Here is a 19,702-nt window from a genome sequence, read left to right as displayed (position 1 = left end):
AAAAAAAGGCGCAATATGCGCCTTTTTTATTGGGTTCGCTTGAATTAGAAGCGATAACCGATTTTTAAACCATAACCCATTGCATGATTGTCTTCAAATTTTCCAACTGGATTTCCACCAGTTTGTGCAGTTGCATCACCTAGCCAGAAGTATTTGACACCAGCTTGGATAAAGTAATTTTCAGCTGGACTGTATTGACCGCCTAAACCTACATTCCAGTAGCCTTCAGTTGGACCTAGGGTTGTTACAGGGTTGCCCGCTCCTGAGTCATAACCTACAGAAGCTGAACCTGACCATTTATTATTAAATTTACGACCTAAACCTACTGTTGCAGACCATTGATCATCTGAATAATCGACAAGATTCTGCTGTTTTCCGGTGAGTGCGCCAGTTAGCTGAGATAAATAAGCAGGTTTTACTGCAAACTGATCCCAATGTACCCAGCGAATATTAGCAAAGGCTAAGGTATTTTTTGCAATGCCTGACTGTAAGTCAATGTTGACTGATTGTGGTGTAGTAATTTCCGCTTTATGGTAAGTTGGAATTACTGGTTTACCCAATAATGTGCCAGTTAATCCAGGAATATATAAAGCCCCATCTGTACCAAAACCGAAGGTTTCTGTGGTATCTAATTCATGTTTAATTTCAGAGCGATAAGTCACAGCAGCTTTTAAGGCAATTTCAGGAATAGAATATGCAAAACCAGCTAACCAACCGTAAGCTTCACTTTCTTTAAGGTCAATATCATAACCGCCAAGAACTTGCGGGCCTCTATAAGCTGTACCACGTAGGGAGACTTTCGCCTTTACGCTTTGATAGACAGGTCCGGCATAAACATTCCAGTTCTCATTTGGCTGATACCCTATAAGTGCTGTAATGCTATTGGTTTTTACTTCAACAGAAGTGCCTTCCAATACACCAGTATTGGTATTTACTGTAGCAAAAGCATTAGATTCAGGCGCATATTGAGAGTCAGCTCCAAATGGCTGGTCATAAAGTAAACCCAGAGATATTTTATCAGTTGCCTGAATTTTTATAGCAGCAGTAGGGAAGTAGTAATCTTCAGCCATATCGCTGACTTTATTGCCGGCATTGTCTTTACCTTGAACTTCTGGATCTAAAACAGAAATACCTGCTTCCGCATAGTTACCCGGCTGTAAAAAAGCAGAAATAGATTGACCAGAACGGTCTAAGCCAGCTGCTTGAACTGCAGAAAGAGGTAAAGTGCTAAGTAAAATAGCAGAATAAATTTTATTGAGCTTCATGGTACGTTCCCTGATGCCATCTGTAACAAAAATGTGCTGGAAAAGTAACATAATTTCAAAAAGAGTAAATACTCAGCTCTGTTGGAGAAATGAACTAATGCGGTTAAGGAAAGAGCTTGCTTAGAGTTTTTATACTAATTTTATTAACTCAAGTGTATGAAAAATAGTAAATTTAAATTATTAAAAATAGTGTAAAAGAACTAAAACTTTATTAATTTTAATTGATGGTAAAATAATCGAATGATATGCAAGTGTATAAAATTAGAGTTAAAAAATAAAAAACCACTCGAAAGTGGTTTTTTATTTAATCAGAGCTTAGAAGCGGTAGCCCATTTTTAAGCCATATGCGATTGCATGGTTATCGCTGAAGTCACCAACAATACGGTTATCTTCACCGACTTGAGCTGCAGTTTGTGATTCTGCATCACCTAACCAGAAGTATTTCACACCACCAGCAATAAATGTAGCTGGAGTAGGACTAAATTGAACGCCTAAACCAACATTCCAATAACCTTCTGTTGGTCCAAGTGTTGAAACTGGATTACCTGCACCAGAATCCCAACCCACAGAGACATTCCCAGCCCATTGCTCAGAAAGCTTACGACCTACACCTACTGTTGCAGACCATTGATCTTTATCATATTCAACTACGTGGAAACCATCTGGACGATTCACAGAATCTAATTGTCCAACAGCTTCACTTATTTTACCAAACTGGTATGGGCGAATAGAGAAATTAGACCACTCTACCCAACGTACATTAGCAAATGCTACGGTATCTGCCATGATACCTGTTTGGAAGTCTAAGTTTACAGATTGCGGAGTAGTAATTTTGGTTTTACCAGGTTCAGTCATTGCATCTGTATAAGTAGTTGGTACACCTAAACCATTTAAGAGTCCTGTAACTGATGCAGCAGCAAGAGGATTATTTAAAACTGATAATCTTTCAGTAGTGCTCGCATTATGGTCGATTTCAGAGCGATAAGTTAAAGAAGCTTTTAAGGCAATCTCAGGAATTTGGAAAGCCATACCTGCTAACCATCCTAAGTCTCCTGTCTCTTTGAAATTTGCATCATAGCCATTAAAAATACTATATGCCTGTCCGCGTAATTTTAAGTCGCCTTTAACAGTTTGATATACTGGTCCTGCATAGATATTCCAGTTTTGGGTTGGTTGGTAGCCAAAAACAAAACTAAGATTTTGTGTATGTACCTCAACCTCAGTATTGCCTTGACCTAATGCAGCATTAGCATTCACTAAAGCAGTTTGAGTTCCTTGTAATTGTTGTAAGCCTGCTGCAACGATTGGATTTGATGCAGCAACTTGCTGTAAAGCACCTAGTACTAAGCTCTGCTGTGGAGTGCCTGCTGGTGCAGCTGCTGTAACAGCAGTCAAAGCTGGAGCAAAACTAGCTCCAGCTGCTTGCACTAATTGACTAACTGAATTTTGAGTAATATTCGCGATACTTGATGGAGTGAGAACTTGGTCAGTTCCTTGAGATACAAAAGCGTTATTACCGCTATATTCTGCATTTGCACCAAAAGGTTGGTCATATAAGAGACCAAATGAAAACTTATCTGTAAGTTGTAATTTTAATGCAGCATTAGGAAAATAATAGCTGTCAGCCATATCGCTAATTGAACGACGTGTGTCTAATTCGCCAGCTTCTTGTCCTGAGACATCTGCATCTAAAACAGAAATACCTGCTTCAAAATAGTTACCAGGTTGTAGGAAGGCTGCAATAGATTGGCCTGAACGATCTAGTGCTGCTGCAAATGCGCCTGTCATAGGCACAGTTGCAAGAATCATTGCAGTAGTTAATGTTTTTAATTTCATTTACGTCTTTCCTTGAGGTACAAATTTATATCTAGCGTTGTTGTTTGCACTTATTAAATTCTTGGAGATTTCGGGTATTTATCCGCAATCATTTGTTACTCCATGTGACAAAAATAGCACAATTAAAATAAGAGTAAATGCTCTAGAAAAAACTCATTAGTCTAAAAAAGCATCAAAATAGAGTTTTTACACCAAAAAATAGCCTCATTTTGAAATAAGTATTTGAAAGTAAAAGAAATAAAATAATGAAGAAAAAATGACTTTTTGTATAAAAAATATTCTAAAAATATGAAGATTAACGCTAATTTTTTGAGGTATAGATCACATTTTGAAAGGATGGTGCGCCCTGCGGGACTCGAACCCACGTCGGTCGCTTAGGAGGCAACTGCTCTATCCAGTTAAGCTAAGGGCGCGAAAAGAAGGCTATTGTACTGTAAAAAATACAAAAAAAAGTTATTGCCGAAGCAATAACTTTTAAGGACTCATAGCTACAGGAGTTGTCTAGGTATTTTTAGGCTTAAGTAACTTAAACAGACCGAACATGACCACAATCCAAAGCGGGATCATCAAAATAGATTCCTGGAATCCTTGCGTCCACATGATGTAAAGAATCGTAAGAATAAAACCAAGAACCAGAATGTTGCCTGCCGGAGACCATAGCGCAGGGAAAGAAGTCTTCTGTCCCAGCTTTTTCATGCTCTGAATAAACTTAAGATGGGTCAGGGTAATCATGGCCCAGTTCAATACCAATGCACCGACTACGATGTAAATCAGATGGCTTAAGGCATCTTCAGGCACGAAGTAGTTGAGTAGCACACAGCCGAAAATCAGCACGGCAGAGAACAATACAGCAGGAATTGGCGTACCTTGCTTATTCACTTTCATGAAGATTTTAGGTGCATTTCCTTGTTGAGCCAGACCGTAAAGCATACGGCTGTTAGCGTACATACCACTGTTATACACAGACAGTGCTGCTGTCAGGATAATAAAGTTCAGTAAGTGTGCTGCCCAGTCAATGCCAAGCTGGCTGAAAATCATCACGAACGGACTTTTGTCCAGACCACCCAGCTCCAGCTGATTCCAAGGCACGAGTGACAACAGAATCGTCAAGGCACCGACATAGAAAATCAGAATACGGAAAACCACCTGATTAATGGCTTTCGGAATGGTTTTTTCCGGATTTTCAGCTTCTGCAGCCGCCATACCAATGAGCTCAATACCACCGAAGGCAAACATCAGGAAGGCCAGCATGTAGAACAGACCTTCAAAACCATTCGGGAAGAAACCGCCCGCGGTCCAGAGGTTGCTAAAAGATGCGCCTGAAGAAGGATCAGCAGTCAGGATCAGATACAAGCCAAAGACAATCATCGAGATGACTGCAGTCACTTTAATGATGGAAAGCCAGAATTCTGATTCACCGTAGAATTTCACATTGCCGAGGTTGACCAGTGTAATCACGATAAAGAAAAACAGTACCGATGCCCAGGCTGGAATATGCGGCCACCAATAGTTGATATATTTCGCAACTGCGGTAAGTTCGGTCATGGCTACCAGGATATACAGAATCCAGTAGTTCCAACCCGCAAGGAAACCGGGGAATTTTCCCCAGTATTTATAAGCAAAATGGCTGAATGAACCTGCGACAGGTTCATGAACAATCATCTCACCCAATTGACGCATGATTAAAAATGCAATCAGGCCCCCAATGGCATAGCCTAAAATAATAGAAGGACCCGCAGATTGGATCACCTGTGCGGAACCTAAGAATAAGCCTGTGCCAATTGCACCGCCCATGGCGATCAACTGAATATGACGGTTCTTTAAGCCACGCTGAAGTTGTGAAGACTCGTTATTCAAAGTGTTCAGCCCGACAATGGAAAATGATAAGTGGCTGATTGTAATTGATCAGACTAAAGAAGCCTAGTCCATCCTAAGAATGAAATATTGTTGGAGGAATGATAAAAAATATTCATATAAATAACTGAAATAAAATATAAATGAATCAATATATTAATTTTATTGAAACTGTTACTGACGAGTTCTCTGTTTTCTTGGATAAAATACAAATGCCGTTTTTTTATACTAAGGTCTGGCAGTCAAGCAGTTCTGCTTTCAACATACTATACTTTGAATATAAATATTGAATAACCCGTACGAAAACAAAGATAAGTCAAAGGATGAAATAATTCATGAGTTTTGCCGCCCAAATCAAGATTCCTGCAACCTATATGCGTGGAGGCACCAGTAAAGGTGTTTTCTTTAAGCTAGATGACCTGCCTGCACAGGCACAACAGCCGGGCCGAATTCGTGATCAGCTTTTGCTGCGCGTGATTGGTAGCCCCGATCCATACGGGAAACAGATTGATGGCATGGGTGGCGCCAGTTCCAGTACCAGTAAAACGGTGATCCTGTCAAAAAGCCAACACGCTGATCATGATGTCGATTATTTATTTGGTCAGGTGTCAATTGACCGTCCTTTTGTGGACTGGAGTGGCAACTGTGGCAATCTGACTGCGGCAGTAGGTGCATTCGCTATTTCTAATGGTCTGGTGGAGGCTGAACGTATTCCTGAAAATGGGTTATGCACGGTACGTATCTGGCAGGCCAATATCCAGAAAACCATTATCGCGCATGTGCCGATGCAAAATGGTCAAGTGCAGGAGCTGGGTGATTTCGAACTGGATGGCGTAACCTTTCCTGCGGCCGAAGTGCAGATCGAGTTTCTGGATCCAGCCGATGACGATGCTGAAGGCGGTTCGATGTTTCCAACAGGTAATCTGGTCGATACTTTGGAAGTGCCAAATATTGGCAGCTTTGAAGTGACCATGATTAATGCCGGTATTCCCACGGTATTTTTAAATGCGGGGGATCTAGGCTATAAGGGCACCGAGCTTCAGGATCATATCAATAATGATGTGGCAGCCCTGACAAAGTTCGAAACGATTCGTGCCTATGCAGCCAAACAGATGGGACTGATTCAGGATATTGCAGAAGCCGTAACCCGACAACACACGCCAAAAATTGCCTTTGTTGCACCACCGAGTAGCTATACTTCTTCAAGTGGCAAAACTGTCACTGAATCAGATACCGATATTCTGGTTCGGGCCTTGTCTATGGGTAAACTCCATCATGCCATGATGGGCACGGCTGCAGTGGCTATTGGTACGGCAGCTGCCATTCCCGGAACATTGGTGAACCGGGTCGCAGGCGGGGTAGAGCGTGAAGCGGTGCGTTTCGGTCATCCTTCCGGGACATTGAGAGTGGGTGCACAAGCAAGTTTTGAAAATGGTGAGTGGAAAGTGAAGAAAGCGATTATGAGCCGTAGTGCCCGTGTCTTGATGGAAGGCTGGGTGCGCGTACCAGAAGATGTTCTCGTTTAAATGCTGTGCATACATTTAGCCTGAATAAAACCACCGGTTCTGCGGTGGTTTTTTATGGTCTAAAATCTCTAACTTGCTTATTTGATGTTCAATAGCAAATTTCAGCAGAACAATACGATTTATGGCTGAAAATTCAAGGCATTTCTAGGTACAATGCCTGATCAGCGTACAGGCATTTATTCGCTTGTTATTTTATTCTTCTGGACTACGTATTCGAGGCGAATGTGTCATCTATCACTGACGTATCAACCCATGCACTCACTCAAGCACAACACCGCATTCAACAGGATTTATTGACCGCTCTGGAAGCCTTTGCCATTCCGGAACCGTTAAGGTCGGCAGTCCATCATGCTGTGATGCTTGGCGGTAAACGAGTACGTCCAGCGCTATGCTATGCCACCGCCGCATTAAAACCGAATCAAAATAACGCTGCAGTGCGCCGTGCAGCGGTTGCGATCGAGTTTATTCACTGCTATTCACTGGCCCATGATGATCTGCCATGTATGGACAATGATTTGCTGCGCCGTGGCCAGCCAACCTGCCATGTGGCTTATGGAGAAGATACTGCGCTTTTGGCAGGTGATATCCTGCAGTCTATGGCTTTTGAAATTTTGGGTAGCCGTCTGTTTGATCAGGGGCCAGCGGTAGAAGCTTCTATTGTACTGAAGCAGATGCAGATTCTGGCAACTGCTTCCTCGAAAATGGTGAATGGTCAGGTTTTAGATTTGCAGTCTGAAGGTAAGAAAATCGATCAGCAAGCACTGGAAACCATCCATCGCAATAAAACCGGTGCTTTGATTAGCGCCGCGATCATGATGGCGGCGGTGACTATTTTTGATGGCACTGATCTGGCCATTCCTAAATTACGTGAGTTTGGACAGGCGATTGGTCTGGCCTTCCAGGTACAGGATGATATTCTGGATATTATTTCCGATACCGACGTGTTGGGGAAAACTGCAGGTAAAGATGAACAGGTTGAAAAATCAACCTATCCGGCATTGATGGGTCTGGAGCAGGCCCAAGCGTATGCCCAGCAATTACATGATCAGGCGATCAATGCCTTGAACCATTTTGAAGGTCAGGCGGAAGAGTTGATGCAAATTACCCAGTTCCTGCTCACGCGCAAAAGCTGATTGGAGCATTATTTTCCTTAAAAGGTTTAAAGTAATTCCATAAAAAAGAGGACTTGAAGTCCTCTTTTTAGTTGATACAGAATTATTTGCTTTCGTTATACAGGCGTTCAGCTTCTTCAAAACGGTTAGTAATTTCTGCTGTTGGTGCTTTACCCATCAGGCTCACCACCACAATCGTCAGCATTGAACAGATAAAACCAGGAACGATTTCATACAGGCCAGTGTCAGCAAACAGGTTCTTCCAGAAAATAACCACGACTGCACCCACGATCATACCGGCCAAAGCACCATTCAAAGTCATGCGTTTCCAGAACAATGACAGGATAATCAGCGGGCCAAAAGCGGCACCAAAACCTGCCCAGGCATAAGCCACCAGACCCAGAACTTTAGATTCAGGATTACCCGCCATCCAGATCGCCAGCAAGGCAATCAGCAGTACCATCAAACGGCCAACCCAGACCAGTTCTTTTTGCGAGGCATTTTTACGCAGGAAAGATTTATAGAAGTCTTCTGTCAAGGTGCTTGAACAGACCAATAACTGACAGCTTAAAGTACTCATTACTGCCGCCAGAATCGCCGCCAGAACTACACCTGCAATCCATGGGTTAAACAGGATTTTGGTCAGTTCCATAAATACGGTTTCAGGATTGGCATTCACCACGCTTGCCAGTTCTGGATGCTGCTCGAAATAAGCAATACCGAAGAAGCCGGCTGCGACTGCACCGCCCAGACACAGAATCATCCAGGTCATGCCAATACGACGTGCATTTGGAATGGATTTGACTGAATCTGCAGCCATGAAGCGCACCAGAATATGCGGCTGACCAAAGTAACCTAGACCCCAGGCGAGCAGAGAAATAATCGCAACAAGGCTGAGATCACCCAGAATATTCATTGCTTGAGGACGAGCAGCCTCCAGTGCCAAAGTCACCTGGGACATATCCGAGAACGCCATTAACGTTACGATTGGCGTTAGCAACAGGGCAAAGATCATCAGCCCCGCCTGAATGGTATCGGTCCAGCTCACAGCCAGGAAACCACCAATAAATACATAGCTGATGGTGGCAATGGCACTGATCCAGAGCGCGGTGCTGTAAGACATGTCAAACATGCTCTCGAACAGACGCGCACCTGCAACCATGCCGGAAGCACAGTAAATCGCAAAGAAAATCAGAATCACGAAAGCCGAAACAATACGCAGGATTTTCTTCTGGTCGTTAAAACGATTCGAGAAATAATCCGGCAGGGTCAGGGCATTGTGCTGAACTTCAGTATGTACGCGTAAACGGCCAGCGACCAGCAGCCAGTTGAGCCAGGCACCAATAACCAGGCCGATGGCAATCCACATTTCAGACAGACCGGAAAGATAAATCGCACCGGGCAGGCCCATCAGTAGCCAGCCACTCATGTCGGAAGCCCCTGCAGAAAGTGCAGTTACGAAACTCCCTAAACGTCGGCCCCCTAAGATGTAATCGGAAAAGTTGCTTGTCGCGCGATAAGCCATCAGGCCGATCACCACCATTGCGACAATATAGAATAGAAAAGTAATTAAGGTTGGATTTAGGGAGCTCATACGGTATCCATTTTTAAGTTGGACAGTAGATCGAAATAAGGAATAAGACAGCTGCGAAAAGCTTTAATCCGAAAGCCAGGCAACATCAAATCCAGTAGATTTCAAAAATAAACGCGAAATTTAACCATAAATTCACATTTTTTGCTGAGATTTTCTTGCGCGAATAAAAATAGGCAACCCTCGGGCTGCCTATATATAAAGTCAAAAGATAAATTAGTTAGGGCGACCCATGACACCGCGGATCGTATTTAACACATCGGCTGGAAGTACCACGGTCTTGGCATTTGGCGATTTGGCCATATCCTGCATGGCTTTAATATACTGTTCACCCAGTAAATAGGCGACCGGAATTTCATTATCGCCAATGGCAGAAGTCACCATGTCAATTGCACGTTGTGAAGACTCAGCCAGCACCACTTGTGCTTCAGCATCACGGCGTGAGGCTTCCAGACGGCCGTCCGCTTCCAGAATTGCGGCCTGTTTTTCACCGTCAGCTTTGGTGACTGTCGCACGACGCTGACGTTCAGCTGCTGCCTGTTCTTCCATTGCAGTCTGCATGGTAATAGAAGGTTTAATATCCTGAATTTCTACAGTTTTCAAGGTAATACCCCAGTCCGAGATATCATCGGAAATACTGGATTTCAAACGTGCCTTGATATGGTCACGTGAAGATAGCGCATCATCCAGATCCATTTCACCGACAATCGAACGAAGTGAGGTTTGTACTAGGTTCTGAATCGCCCAGGAATAGTTTTCAATCCCGTACACGGCTTTTTCTGGTGTGGTCAGGTTGATATAGGCCACGGCATTCATCAGTAGGACCGCGTTATCACGGGTAATCACTTCCTGTGAGGGAATATCCAGAACGATATCTTTGGTTGTGACTTTATAAGCGACTTCATCGACATAAGGAATGACAAAATTTAGACCCGGATTTAGCGTGGTGTGGTATTTACCGAGACGCTGTACAATCCATTTGTAGCCTTGCGGCACAATCCGCACACCTTTAAAAATGGTAATCGCAACAAAGGCCAAAAACGCGATAACAATGATAGAACCACCAGACATAGCTTATTCACCTTATTGATTTTGATAATTCGTGCTGTGGGGTTGTACGACCAGGTCATTACCCAGAATATCTACGACGCGAACGCGGTCTCCGACCTGAACTGGGTCCAGAGTTCGGCATTCCCATTCATCCGAACCTAAAACTGGCATCGGAAAGCGCACCCGGATTTGCCCATGATCCAGATTAGTCTGAATCACCATGCCCACCTGACCAATGGTCGCTTCACGCGATAGACCGGCTTTGGTCTTATCAATGGAAAGTGGCTTGATAAACTTAAACCAGAGCAGCGTACACAGAACAGAAAGTACGATCCAGGTCAGGAGCTGGGTCGTCAGTCCCATCATCGGGAACATCCAGTACAGGACGCCAACCATGATGGCACCGATCCCGAACCACAGGGCAGCAAATGCGGGCAGTAGTAATTCCGATAGAATCAGAAGGATGCCTAATACAAACCAGTGCCAAGGTTCAAGAACTAATTCCATATCGTGACCTATATCGCTAAGTATTTAATTAATCATCATCTTTATATGATTGATCTTCAATGTAGCAGATGCGGCCGCAGATGAATATAAAAAAATCGTGCATCAAAATTTTGCCGGACGTGGCGGTTTAAATGCCGCAGGAGACTGCTTAAAGTTGCTAATGGCTTTTTCAATAGCACGGATTTTCAGCTGAGCCGCTTTTTCACCTTCCAGAATGGTGGCATTGCTGGCTTTCAGGTCTAAAGTACCAATATGTCCAACTTTGGGTTGAATCACCACAGTGGCCTGACTCAACTCTTCATTAATACTTTGCTGTCCCATAATATTCAGGGTCTGATCCAGTACACCCCACATGTTGAGGGCTTTATTGCCATCTGGGCGTGCAGAAATATCCACGGCAATGACAATATCTGCTCCCATATCTTTGGCGGTCTTGACCGGAATCGGACTGACCAGGCCACCGTCAACATATTTGGTGCCGCCAATCACGGCAGGCACAAACACATTCGGAATACTGCAGGATGCTCGAACCGCCTGTCCGGCATTGCCTTTAATAAAGTCAGCTTTACGGCCATTGTCCAGGCGAGTGGCAACTGCAGCAAAACGAATTGGGAATTGTTCAATCGGTTTGTTCGCCACATTTTTATTGACGAAATCCTGCAATTTTTGTCCGGCAATAATTCCTTGCCGATTTAAAGTGAGGTCACGGATATCGGATTCCTTAAAATTCAGGGCAATCTGCTGTAACTGATAAGGCGATTTGCCACTGGCATACAAACTGCCGACAAAACTGCCGGCACTGGTGCCTGTGACAATTTTTGGTTTAATGCCATGCGACTCTAGCACTTTAATGACGCCAATATGGGCAAAACCTTTGGCACCGCCACCACCGAGGGCAATGGCGACGACAGGTTCACGGGCTTTTATTGGCGTGGCAGGCGTGGATGATTTAGTGGCTTTATCACAGGCTGCAAGACTGAATCCAAGACAGCCAATTAAGGCATAACGAGCTAATTTCATTATAAAAACTGGTGATTAAATCAACAAAATTCAGGCTATCACATCAAAAAAAGCCGTATTTGCCTAGTCTTTTTTCAAAAGCTTTTGTAACGGCTTGGCCACCCAGTCTGGATTTTTGGCCGAGAATTTACCTTCGTAATGCTGATAAATCTGTTCCAGGTCGTATTCATAATCACCGGTCAGATGGTACACGCCCAGGATATGAATGGTCTTGATATCATAATCAAAGGAAAACATCACAATCGGCAAATGAGCTGCCTTGGCAATATGATAAAAACCGCTGCGAATTTTTTCTGGTGCCTTACGTGAACCTTCCGGTGCCATACCGACCCAGATCTGTTCTGATTTTTCAATAATCTCGACAATCTGTCGGGTATGACCTTGTGGACTATCTCGGACGACAGGAACGACGCCAATCCATTCCAGTACCGGTTTTAGCGGTGTACGAAACAGGCTGTCTTTACCAAAAATCGTAATCTGAATACCGAGACCAAGCAAGGCATTAAAACCCAGCCATGCATCAATATTGGAGGTGTGCGGAGAAATAATCGCGACTGCTTTAGGTAAGTCTGGAAATTCACCTTCCAGACGCCAGCCTTGGCCCAAAAAAAGCTGCCTGAAAAAAGTCCGGCTCAGCTTGCTGCCGCGGGATGGCACATGCGGCGGGAGTTGGGGGAAACGTGTCTGGGCCATTGCTTATGTCTCTTCCTGAAACTAATTTTTCTTTATTTTTTATTATATTAGACTGTTGTAAAATCCGGATCATTGGCAAAATGTATAGCATCTTAAATGCTGTTGATGCATTTTCACCTTAAGGACTTGGCCTAAATATGCGGAATACCTATATTTTACTGTTTTCGCTATATTGGGCACAGGGGCTTCCGGTCGGATTTATGACGCATGCCTTGCCGGTCATTCTGCGGGCTGAAGGGGTATCGCTGGCGCATATCGGGGGCTTTGGCCTGTTAATGCTGCCTTGGTCGATTAAAATATTCTGGGCACCTTGGGTCGATCGACATGGATCAATCGCCAAAGGTCATTACCGTAGCTGGATTATTCCCCTGCAATGGCTGTCAGTTGCTGTATTGATTGGACTTTCTTTTCTACCCATTCAGGCTTTAAACCAGCCACTGTATTTACTGCTGTTTTTTATCACGCTTTTGTTGATGAATGGCATTGGCGCGACGCAGGATATTGCCACCGATGCATTGGCAGTGAACATTCTGAATCATGAGCAACAGCATTGGGGCAATACCTTTCAGGTGATTGGTTCACGTCTAGGATTCATTGTCGGAGGTGGAGCAATATTATGGTTGCTCGATCTGTTGCAATGGCAAGCTACCTTTCTATTATTGGCAGCTCTGGTCTTTCTTAATACTTTACCCATTTTCTTTTTTAAAGAACCTCAGCATTCAAAAATTATCACACCAGCTGATAAAGGACCTGCACTCAGCAATATAAAAACCTATTTTCAATACTTCTGGTCAGATTTAACCTTGGCGAGGTGGCTTCTGGTTTTACTGACCTTTAAGATCGCCGATGGTTTATCCGGGCCTTTATTAAAACCTTTAATGGTAGATCTCGGACTGAGCTTTAGCCAGATTGGCCTTTATGTCACCATGTTTGGTGCATTTGCGGCACTGATTGGAGCAGGATTGGCTGGCTGGTGTCTGAAGTACTGGTCGCGCAGCCGGAGTTTGATCGTTTTCTCAATTTTAAAAATATTGGGCTTAATGGCCTACGCCTGGCTGGCTGCCCAGTATGAAACCCAAAAAAAAGTAGAAAACTGGATGATATATCTGATTAATGCCGCCGAAGACATGATCTCTGCCATGCTTTTGGTGGTCATGCTGACCTTGGTCATGCAATACAGTCGCAAGTATCTGGCCGGTACTGATTTTACCTTTCAGGTGGCGCTGATGGCCACGGTAAGTGGGGGACTTTATAGCCTGAGTGGCATTTTTGGAGATGCTTTAGGCTATCAAAATTATCTAAACCTGATCGTGATCATAGCAATTTTCAGTTTAATTCCAATTTTCCGATGGATGAAAGTTGCAGAAAAAGTATAAAATTTCTAAATAATCAACTATTTGGTTGAATGTTAGCCTAAAGTACTAAATAGAATATATAAATATTAATTTAATAATTTTGTAATATAAGCGCCGTGTGTATTATTTGTTACAAAATAAATTAAGGATATTTTTGATGAAAACTAAGTTAGCAACAGCAATTGCATTCAGCCTTTTGGCGGGGACAACTTTTGCAGCACCAACTTTTTATGGTGAGATTGATGCATCAGTAGATTATTTACCTGAAGATAATGCTTCACCAGTATCTGACAAAGATGTAATTGAACTAAGTTCAAATAGCTCATTCGTTGGTTTAAAAGGGGATGAAAAGTTAACGGATCGCCTAAGCGCAATTTATGCAATTGAATGGGCTTTTAACTCTGATGGTGAGGGTGACGACTGGTCTAAACGTAACCGTTTTGTTGGTTTAAAAGATGCAAAACTTGGTACTTTAAAAATTGGTGCACATGACACTCCATTAAAACAATTGTCTAGCCCGGTAGATACCTTCAATAATTATGTAGGTAACCGTGCTGATGTAAGTGGTATTTTCACTGGTGAAAGCCGAGTAGCGAATGCTGTAGTGTATGAAGCTCCAGCTATTGCCTTGCCTCAAGGTGCTATTAAAGTGAATGCTTTATTGGCAACTGGTGAAAATTCAGGAATTAAATCTGATAAAGGTGTAGTTAAAACTGCAAATCGTGGTTTAGGTGATGCTTGGTCTGCTTCTGTAGTATATGACAGCCCAGTAGTTGTAGCAGGTGTTGCTTATGACAAAGCAATTCCGACTAACTTCTTAGGGCGCGGTTTTGATAATGCTTCTGCTCCAGAAGTAACGGGCGGTACTTTATTTGCTGCTGCAAATACCATTCGTGCAATTGGCCGTGTAAATCTAGATGGTGGTTTAGCGCTTAAAGCTCTTTATCAAACTTCAGAAGTGGCGGATGTGGATGCAGCTTCTAAAGCAGTTGATTTGCTTATTGATGATGCTCAAGGTTGGTTAATTGGTGCTGAATATAATCTTCCAAATGCAAAAGCTTGGACAGTTAAAGGTCAATACAGCCAAAACACTACAAGCTTCAAAGATAATACTGCCGATTATGAAGCACAGCAGATCTTTGTTGGTGCAGATTACGCATTTAGTAAACAAGTGAAAGCATATGGTTATGCCGGTTATCTAACACTTGAGCGTGGTTCTTTAGAAACTAAACAACCAGTTGTTGGTACAGGCTTAGAATACAAATTCTAATTTAGATTTTGTACTCTAAGAAAAGGCGATGCTTTGGCATCGCTTTTTTTATGCTTAAAACAACAAAACTTAGCAATTTTATGTCTGATCTAACGAGTTTCGGACTGTTACCATGATTGAAAGTTTCAGCATTTCGTTTTGAAAATTATGCCTATTCAAGCCGTTTTATTTGACCTCGACAATACCTTGACCCATCGTGATCTGACTGCACAGGCTTATAGCCGTTATCTGGCAGAATACTATGCGCCAGCATTGAAACAGGTCGATTCAGATAAAATTATCGAGATTGTACGGCGTATCGATAATGGTGGTTATCCTAAAAAGGAACTGCTCACGCATGGCAGTATTGGCGCTTCGGCTGCTTATGCGTTGTTGCAGGAACTGCCTTGGTTAAATCCCCCGAGCATAGATGAACTGGCCCAGTTCTGGTTTAGCCAGTTTGGCCGTTTCGCCGTAGAAATGCCGGCAGCAGAGCAAGTATTAACGCAGCTGAAAGATGAGGGTTATCAGCTGGCCATTGTTTCCAATGGTGGACATGACACCCGTTTAAATACGATTCGGGGTTTGGGTATTGAAACTTATTTTGATGAGATCATCAGTTCCGGGCTGGTGGGTTTTAACAAACCACAGCCGGAAATATTCCAGATCACTGCAGAGCGTCTAGGCGTGCAGCCTGCACAGTGCCTGTATATTGGCGACCATCCAATTAATGATGTACAGGGAGCTACAGAGGCCGGAATGCATGCATTATGGATGCAAGGCTTTCATGCAGATGCTGAACATATCCAATATAAAATTCAGCAACTGCCGGAAATTTTTGTCCATTTGCAGTTATTAAATCGCGCTTAAGTGATTCTTAAATAGTCAATCGTTTCGGCCCATTGCGCAGAATCACAGCGCGGACATTGCTGGTCGGCATGCGAAAGGGTTTGTACCTGTCCACAGTAAATGCAGGCATATAATTGCCCGGCCTTGACCTGTTGGACTATAGAACAGGTTTTAGGGAAAAGTGGCAGCCCAGGCCGAACCTCATCCGATTTGAAGAACAGGATACTGAACTTACCGTCAGTTTCCAGTAAACCGGTGCGTACCTGACCCAGATGCTCTACGCCTTGCTGGCGCATTTCGGCAAAGAATTCATCATGTGACATCTTACCTTTTTTAATTTCTTCAACGACCAGCACGCCATCTTCTACGATATAAATCGGTTTACCTTCCAGTAGGTCTTCAAACCACTGATATTTCATCATGAGCCAGGTGGTCAGGCGGTACATGATAATAATCACCGACATCACCAGAACTGCCTGAATCAGGGGAATATCTTCAGTAAACATCGGGTCGCCGGCAATCGAACCCAAGCTCAAAATGATAGCGACTTCGAAGATGGAAAGCTGACGTACCCCGCGTTTTCCGGTCAGGCGCAGAAACAGGATAATCATCGTGTACATCAGGGCACAACGCAGCAAAATTTCTGCGGTAAACTCCCAAGTGGTGTCATGTATAAATATCGTGGCCCAGTCCATTTAAATTCTTGATCCTCATTTTGCTCTTTGGCTCGAGTCTAGCAATATCAGTATTTTATTTGCTGCTGTGTTTATGTAAGTTTATGAATAAAGATAGATTCTATTTAAAAAAAGAAGCTTGAACTTAAAAATCTAGCTATTTGATCTATTGAAAATAAGATAGAGATTTCATGTAAATAATGCATAAAAAATCAGCAGATTAAATTTGAAGAAGGTCACATTCTCTGCTGTCTATTTTTAAATCTATAAAAGTATTATCCATTTGAAATCTATCAATATATATTCTCAATAATGTGTTTTGAAGAACCAGGAGTGTTTAGAAATTTGTAAGCAAATCACTTCATCTCTATAAAAATCTGTAGTTTGTGGCCTGAAAAATAGAGTGATTACACCAGGTTAATAAACTGTTTTTAAATTAAAAATTGTGATTTTGACTTCCAACAAGGGATCTATTGTGAAAAAAATATTCACGCTTTTAACGGTTATGGGTTTAAGTACAGCAGTCTGGGCAGATGCGGATTGGGATTATACTCAGCCTGAGCAATGGTCGACTTTGAGCCAGAAATATTCGGCCTGTAACGGTCTGAACCAGTCACCGATCAATATCGAGCGAACAGTGAAAGCAGAACTGGAACCGCTCAAGTTCAGCTATAACACCATGATTCATGCGATCGAAAATAAAGGTCATACTGTTCAGGTGGATTTTGCGCAAGGTGGTGAATTGCAGCTGGATGGCGATACCTTTGTACTAAAGCAATTTCATTTGCATAGTCCGAGTGAAAACCTGATCAAGGGTAAAAGCTATCCACTGGAAATCCACTTTGTCCATGCCAATGCCAAAGGTGAGCTGGCTGTCGTGGGGATGATGTTCGAGCAGGGTGCAGAAAGCCAGATGCTCAAACGCATGTGGAACCGTTTACCGAAAAAGCAGGGCGAGAAAGTGGTTTTGAAAACGCCACAAGCTGTGAATCAGATGTTGCCTAAAAATCTGGATTATTATCGCTTTAGCGGCTCGCTGACTACACCGCCATGTTCGGAAGGAGTACGCTGGCTGATTCTGAAAGATATTCAGCAGGCTTCTGCCAAGCAGATTTCGGAATTTGCCAAACTGATGGGACACCCAAATAACCGTCCGGTGCAGTCCTTGAATGGCCGTGTAGTGTTAGAATAATCAATATGAGAGCGAAAAAGCAGACTTTGGTCTGCTTTTTTTTAATTCTGATACAAATTTCGAAAGGGCACACTGAAAAGGACTTTGTGACGAAAGCTGAAAGACTTAATATGGATATTATTTCTTCTTTGACCTTCTCCTGCCATGCTCTTTGACTTGAAAACTATGATTCAGCCATTCACAGCGCTTTCGCCACAGCAGAAGAAGCTGGATCATCTGATTGATAAAATCGAGCAACAGAAACAGGAATTACTCCAATGGCAACAGGCTGAAGAAGATCTGCAGCAATATACTCATAAAACCTTCATGCCGGTCTACCATGAATTGCATGGCATACTGTTCAAGCAGCTGGAACAGCTCTGGAAGCATCTGCAGGAAACCACATTTTCCAAGGCAGAATTGGTAGTGCTGGATGAAAAGATTCAGTACCTTGCAAATTATCTAAAAGACTCTCAGGCGATGTCGATGCAAGAAGCCCATAAGGTGAATGAAATCTTCACTTATTATCAGCAACGTGCCGAACACGCCCAATTCAGAAAAAGCCAAAAGAAAATAAATGAACTGGAAACATTCTTTAAGAATGAGAATCTCTCAGATTTTGCAGATGCAGAAGTATTTGAAGAATGGGAATCAGATCATTTTCAGCAAGCACGTGAAGAAGCCAGATTAAAACGCCAGCAGGAAAAACAGGAACAGGCAACAGCAATGGCAGAGCAGTCATTGAAAACCGTATATTTAAAAATTGCTGCCATCATTCACCCTGACCGTGAAGTAAATGATGTCAAAAAAATCAAGAAAACTGAATTATTGCAACGTGCCAATGAGGCTTATGCAGAGCAGGACCTGTTTACGTTACTGAGAATGCAACTGCAGATCGAGCAAGATCAGGATATTTCAAAAAAGGGTTTAAGTGCGGAACAATTAAAATTCTATCAACTGGCTTTGGATGCACAAAGCCGGAAATTACAAGAGCAGATTGATGCCTTGATCCATAGATTGGTCTGGTCTTCAAAAACCAGAATTGCCATGAAAAAGGCGAAAGGCAAGGTCCAGATTGCAGACCTGTATAAGCAGATTGATGAAGATACTTCTGCCATCAAACAGCAGATTAAAGTAGAAAAAGAACGGTTGATGTATATCAAGAAGGTGAGTGGCTTGGAGATGTTTTTAAGGCATGGGATGCTTTAACTTAATTAGAATTACCTCTCCCTAACCCTCTCCTGAGCAAGTTTTAAAGCAGTACTTTAAAACTTGCTCAGGAGAGGGAACTCTATTATTAAATTTATGCAAATACAAAATAAAATACTATTACTCCCTCTCCCTTTGGGATGAGAAGCACTGCTTCGTAAGGGGAGAGGGAAAATAACAATGAAAATAGATCCCCAATTATTAGAATTCGCCAAATCCATGCGCCACACCGCTACCGATGCAGAACATCTGATGTGGCAAGTCTTACGTGCCAAGAATTTTATGAATCTTAAATTCCGTCGTCAGCATGTGATTGCACCCTATATTGTGGATTTTTACTGTCATGAAATTGGTTTGGTTATTGAGTTGGATGGGAGTCAGCATGGCACGGATGATGCTGTTGAATATGATGCTGAACGGACAAAATTTTTAGAGGCGCTAGGTTTAACTGTGGTTCGCTATTGGAATCATGATGTTTTAGGAAGGACGGATGTGGTTTTAGAGCATTTATGGCAAGTATGTACTGAATTAAAGCAGACCTCTCCCTAACCCTCTCCTAAAAGGAGAGGGAATATTCATTACTAAATTCATGCAGGCATTAAATCCAATGACATTCCCTCTCCCTCGGGGAGAGGGCTGGGGTGAGGGTAATTGATCTTTTACTATATATAGTGTTTTTAATTATTAAATTATCTATATATAGTGTTTTTAATTTGACATTACATTAATGGATTTATATGA

Annotated in this window: 17 protein-coding genes and 1 tRNA gene; 8 read left to right on the top strand and 10 right to left on the bottom strand. The window is 42.8% G+C overall.

Annotated features, from left to right (window positions below; translation table 11 throughout):
- Window positions 1-44: 44 nt before the first annotated feature.
- The 4 genes from NI462_RS04265 to NI462_RS04250 form a co-directional block, all read right to left on the bottom strand.
- Complete coding sequence (locus NI462_RS04265) at window positions 45-1,265, bottom strand: OmpP1/FadL family transporter (protein WP_253159264.1); 1,221 nt, start codon at window positions 1,263-1,265, stop codon at window positions 45-47.
- Between the two features lie 315 nt (window positions 1,266-1,580).
- Window positions 1,581-3,101 carry an outer membrane protein transport protein gene (locus NI462_RS04260; RefSeq protein WP_253159262.1) on the bottom strand — a complete coding sequence of 507 codons (1,521 nt, stop codon included), beginning with the start codon at window positions 3,099-3,101 and terminating at the stop codon, window positions 1,581-1,583.
- A 337-nt stretch (window positions 3,102-3,438) separates the two neighbouring features.
- A tRNA-Arg gene (locus NI462_RS04255) sits at window positions 3,439-3,514 on the bottom strand.
- 88 nt (window positions 3,515-3,602) lie between these two features.
- On the bottom strand, window positions 3,603-4,958 hold the full coding sequence (locus tag NI462_RS04250; protein WP_253159259.1) for an amino acid permease: 1,356 nt from the start codon (window positions 4,956-4,958) through the stop codon (window positions 3,603-3,605).
- 332 nt (window positions 4,959-5,290) lie between these two features.
- Between NI462_RS04250 and prpF the strand changes: the two genes are divergently transcribed.
- Window positions 5,291-6,481, top strand: a complete 1,191-nt coding sequence (gene prpF, locus NI462_RS04245; protein WP_253159257.1) for a 2-methylaconitate cis-trans isomerase PrpF — start codon at window positions 5,291-5,293, stop codon at window positions 6,479-6,481.
- A gap of 224 nt (window positions 6,482-6,705) precedes the next feature.
- Complete coding sequence (locus NI462_RS04240) at window positions 6,706-7,614, top strand: polyprenyl synthetase family protein (protein ID WP_253159255.1); 909 nt, start codon at window positions 6,706-6,708, stop codon at window positions 7,612-7,614.
- An 82-nt stretch (window positions 7,615-7,696) separates the two neighbouring features.
- Here NI462_RS04240 and putP read toward each other — a convergent pair whose 3' ends face one another.
- From putP to NI462_RS04215, 5 genes are all read right to left on the bottom strand, one after another.
- The gene (gene putP, locus NI462_RS04235) at window positions 7,697-9,187 is read right to left on the bottom strand and encodes a sodium/proline symporter PutP (protein WP_253159253.1); all 1,491 of its coding nucleotides are present in this window, start codon (window positions 9,185-9,187) and stop codon (window positions 7,697-7,699) included.
- A 213-nt stretch (window positions 9,188-9,400) separates the two neighbouring features.
- On the bottom strand, window positions 9,401-10,255 hold the full coding sequence (locus tag NI462_RS04230) for an SPFH domain-containing protein (RefSeq protein ID WP_004279377.1): 855 nt from the start codon (window positions 10,253-10,255) through the stop codon (window positions 9,401-9,403).
- Window positions 10,256-10,267: 12 nt separating this feature from the next.
- Window positions 10,268-10,741, bottom strand: coding sequence for an NfeD family protein (locus NI462_RS04225; protein ID WP_005104688.1), 474 nt, complete (start codon window positions 10,739-10,741; stop codon window positions 10,268-10,270).
- Window positions 10,742-10,843: 102 nt separating this feature from the next.
- Window positions 10,844-11,761: a patatin-like phospholipase family protein gene (locus tag NI462_RS04220; protein WP_253159251.1), complete on the bottom strand. Its 918-nt coding sequence runs from the start codon at window positions 11,759-11,761 to the stop codon at window positions 10,844-10,846.
- Window positions 11,762-11,824: 63 nt separating this feature from the next.
- On the bottom strand, window positions 11,825-12,454 hold the full coding sequence (locus NI462_RS04215) for a 1-acyl-sn-glycerol-3-phosphate acyltransferase (protein WP_253112716.1): 630 nt from the start codon (window positions 12,452-12,454) through the stop codon (window positions 11,825-11,827).
- A 137-nt stretch (window positions 12,455-12,591) separates the two neighbouring features.
- Between NI462_RS04215 and NI462_RS04210 the strand changes: the two genes are divergently transcribed.
- The 3 genes from NI462_RS04210 to NI462_RS04200 all read left to right on the top strand — a co-directional run bounded on the left by NI462_RS04210 (window position 12,592) and on the right by NI462_RS04200 (window position 15,928).
- On the top strand, window positions 12,592-13,830 hold the full coding sequence (locus NI462_RS04210) for an MFS transporter (protein WP_253159249.1): 1,239 nt from the start codon (window positions 12,592-12,594) through the stop codon (window positions 13,828-13,830).
- A 136-nt stretch (window positions 13,831-13,966) separates the two neighbouring features.
- The gene (locus NI462_RS04205) at window positions 13,967-15,079 is read left to right on the top strand and encodes a porin (RefSeq protein WP_004646237.1); all 1,113 of its coding nucleotides are present in this window, start codon (window positions 13,967-13,969) and stop codon (window positions 15,077-15,079) included.
- 147 nt (window positions 15,080-15,226) lie between these two features.
- The gene (locus tag NI462_RS04200) at window positions 15,227-15,928 is read left to right on the top strand and encodes an HAD family hydrolase (RefSeq protein WP_253159247.1); all 702 of its coding nucleotides are present in this window, start codon (window positions 15,227-15,229) and stop codon (window positions 15,926-15,928) included.
- Here the strand turns inward: NI462_RS04200 and NI462_RS04195 are convergent.
- Window positions 15,925-16,602 (bottom strand): DUF421 domain-containing protein, encoded by a 678-nt coding sequence (locus NI462_RS04195; protein WP_253159245.1) that lies wholly within the window; start codon window positions 16,600-16,602, stop codon window positions 15,925-15,927. The genes NI462_RS04200 and NI462_RS04195 overlap by 4 nt on opposite strands.
- Window positions 16,603-17,086: 484 nt before the next feature.
- Here NI462_RS04195 and NI462_RS04190 point away from each other — a divergent pair, with 484 nt between their 5' ends.
- From NI462_RS04190 to NI462_RS04180, 3 genes are all read left to right on the top strand, one after another.
- The gene (locus NI462_RS04190; RefSeq protein ID WP_114541195.1) at window positions 17,087-17,773 is read left to right on the top strand and encodes a carbonic anhydrase; all 687 of its coding nucleotides are present in this window, start codon (window positions 17,087-17,089) and stop codon (window positions 17,771-17,773) included.
- 144 nt (window positions 17,774-17,917) lie between these two features.
- Window positions 17,918-18,961, top strand: a complete 1,044-nt coding sequence (locus NI462_RS04185) for a molecular chaperone DnaJ (protein WP_253159243.1) — start codon at window positions 17,918-17,920, stop codon at window positions 18,959-18,961.
- A 180-nt stretch (window positions 18,962-19,141) separates the two neighbouring features.
- The gene (locus NI462_RS04180; RefSeq protein ID WP_253159241.1) at window positions 19,142-19,510 is read left to right on the top strand and encodes an endonuclease domain-containing protein; all 369 of its coding nucleotides are present in this window, start codon (window positions 19,142-19,144) and stop codon (window positions 19,508-19,510) included.
- Window positions 19,511-19,702 lie beyond the last annotated feature (192 nt).

Origin of the sequence: Acinetobacter lwoffii, from assembly GCF_024129715.1 — a bacterium.
Lineage (GTDB): Bacteria > Pseudomonadota > Gammaproteobacteria > Pseudomonadales > Moraxellaceae > Acinetobacter > Acinetobacter lwoffii_U.
The sequence above is the reverse complement of the archived record's forward strand: the minus strand, read 5'-3'. Positions and strand labels throughout refer to the sequence as shown.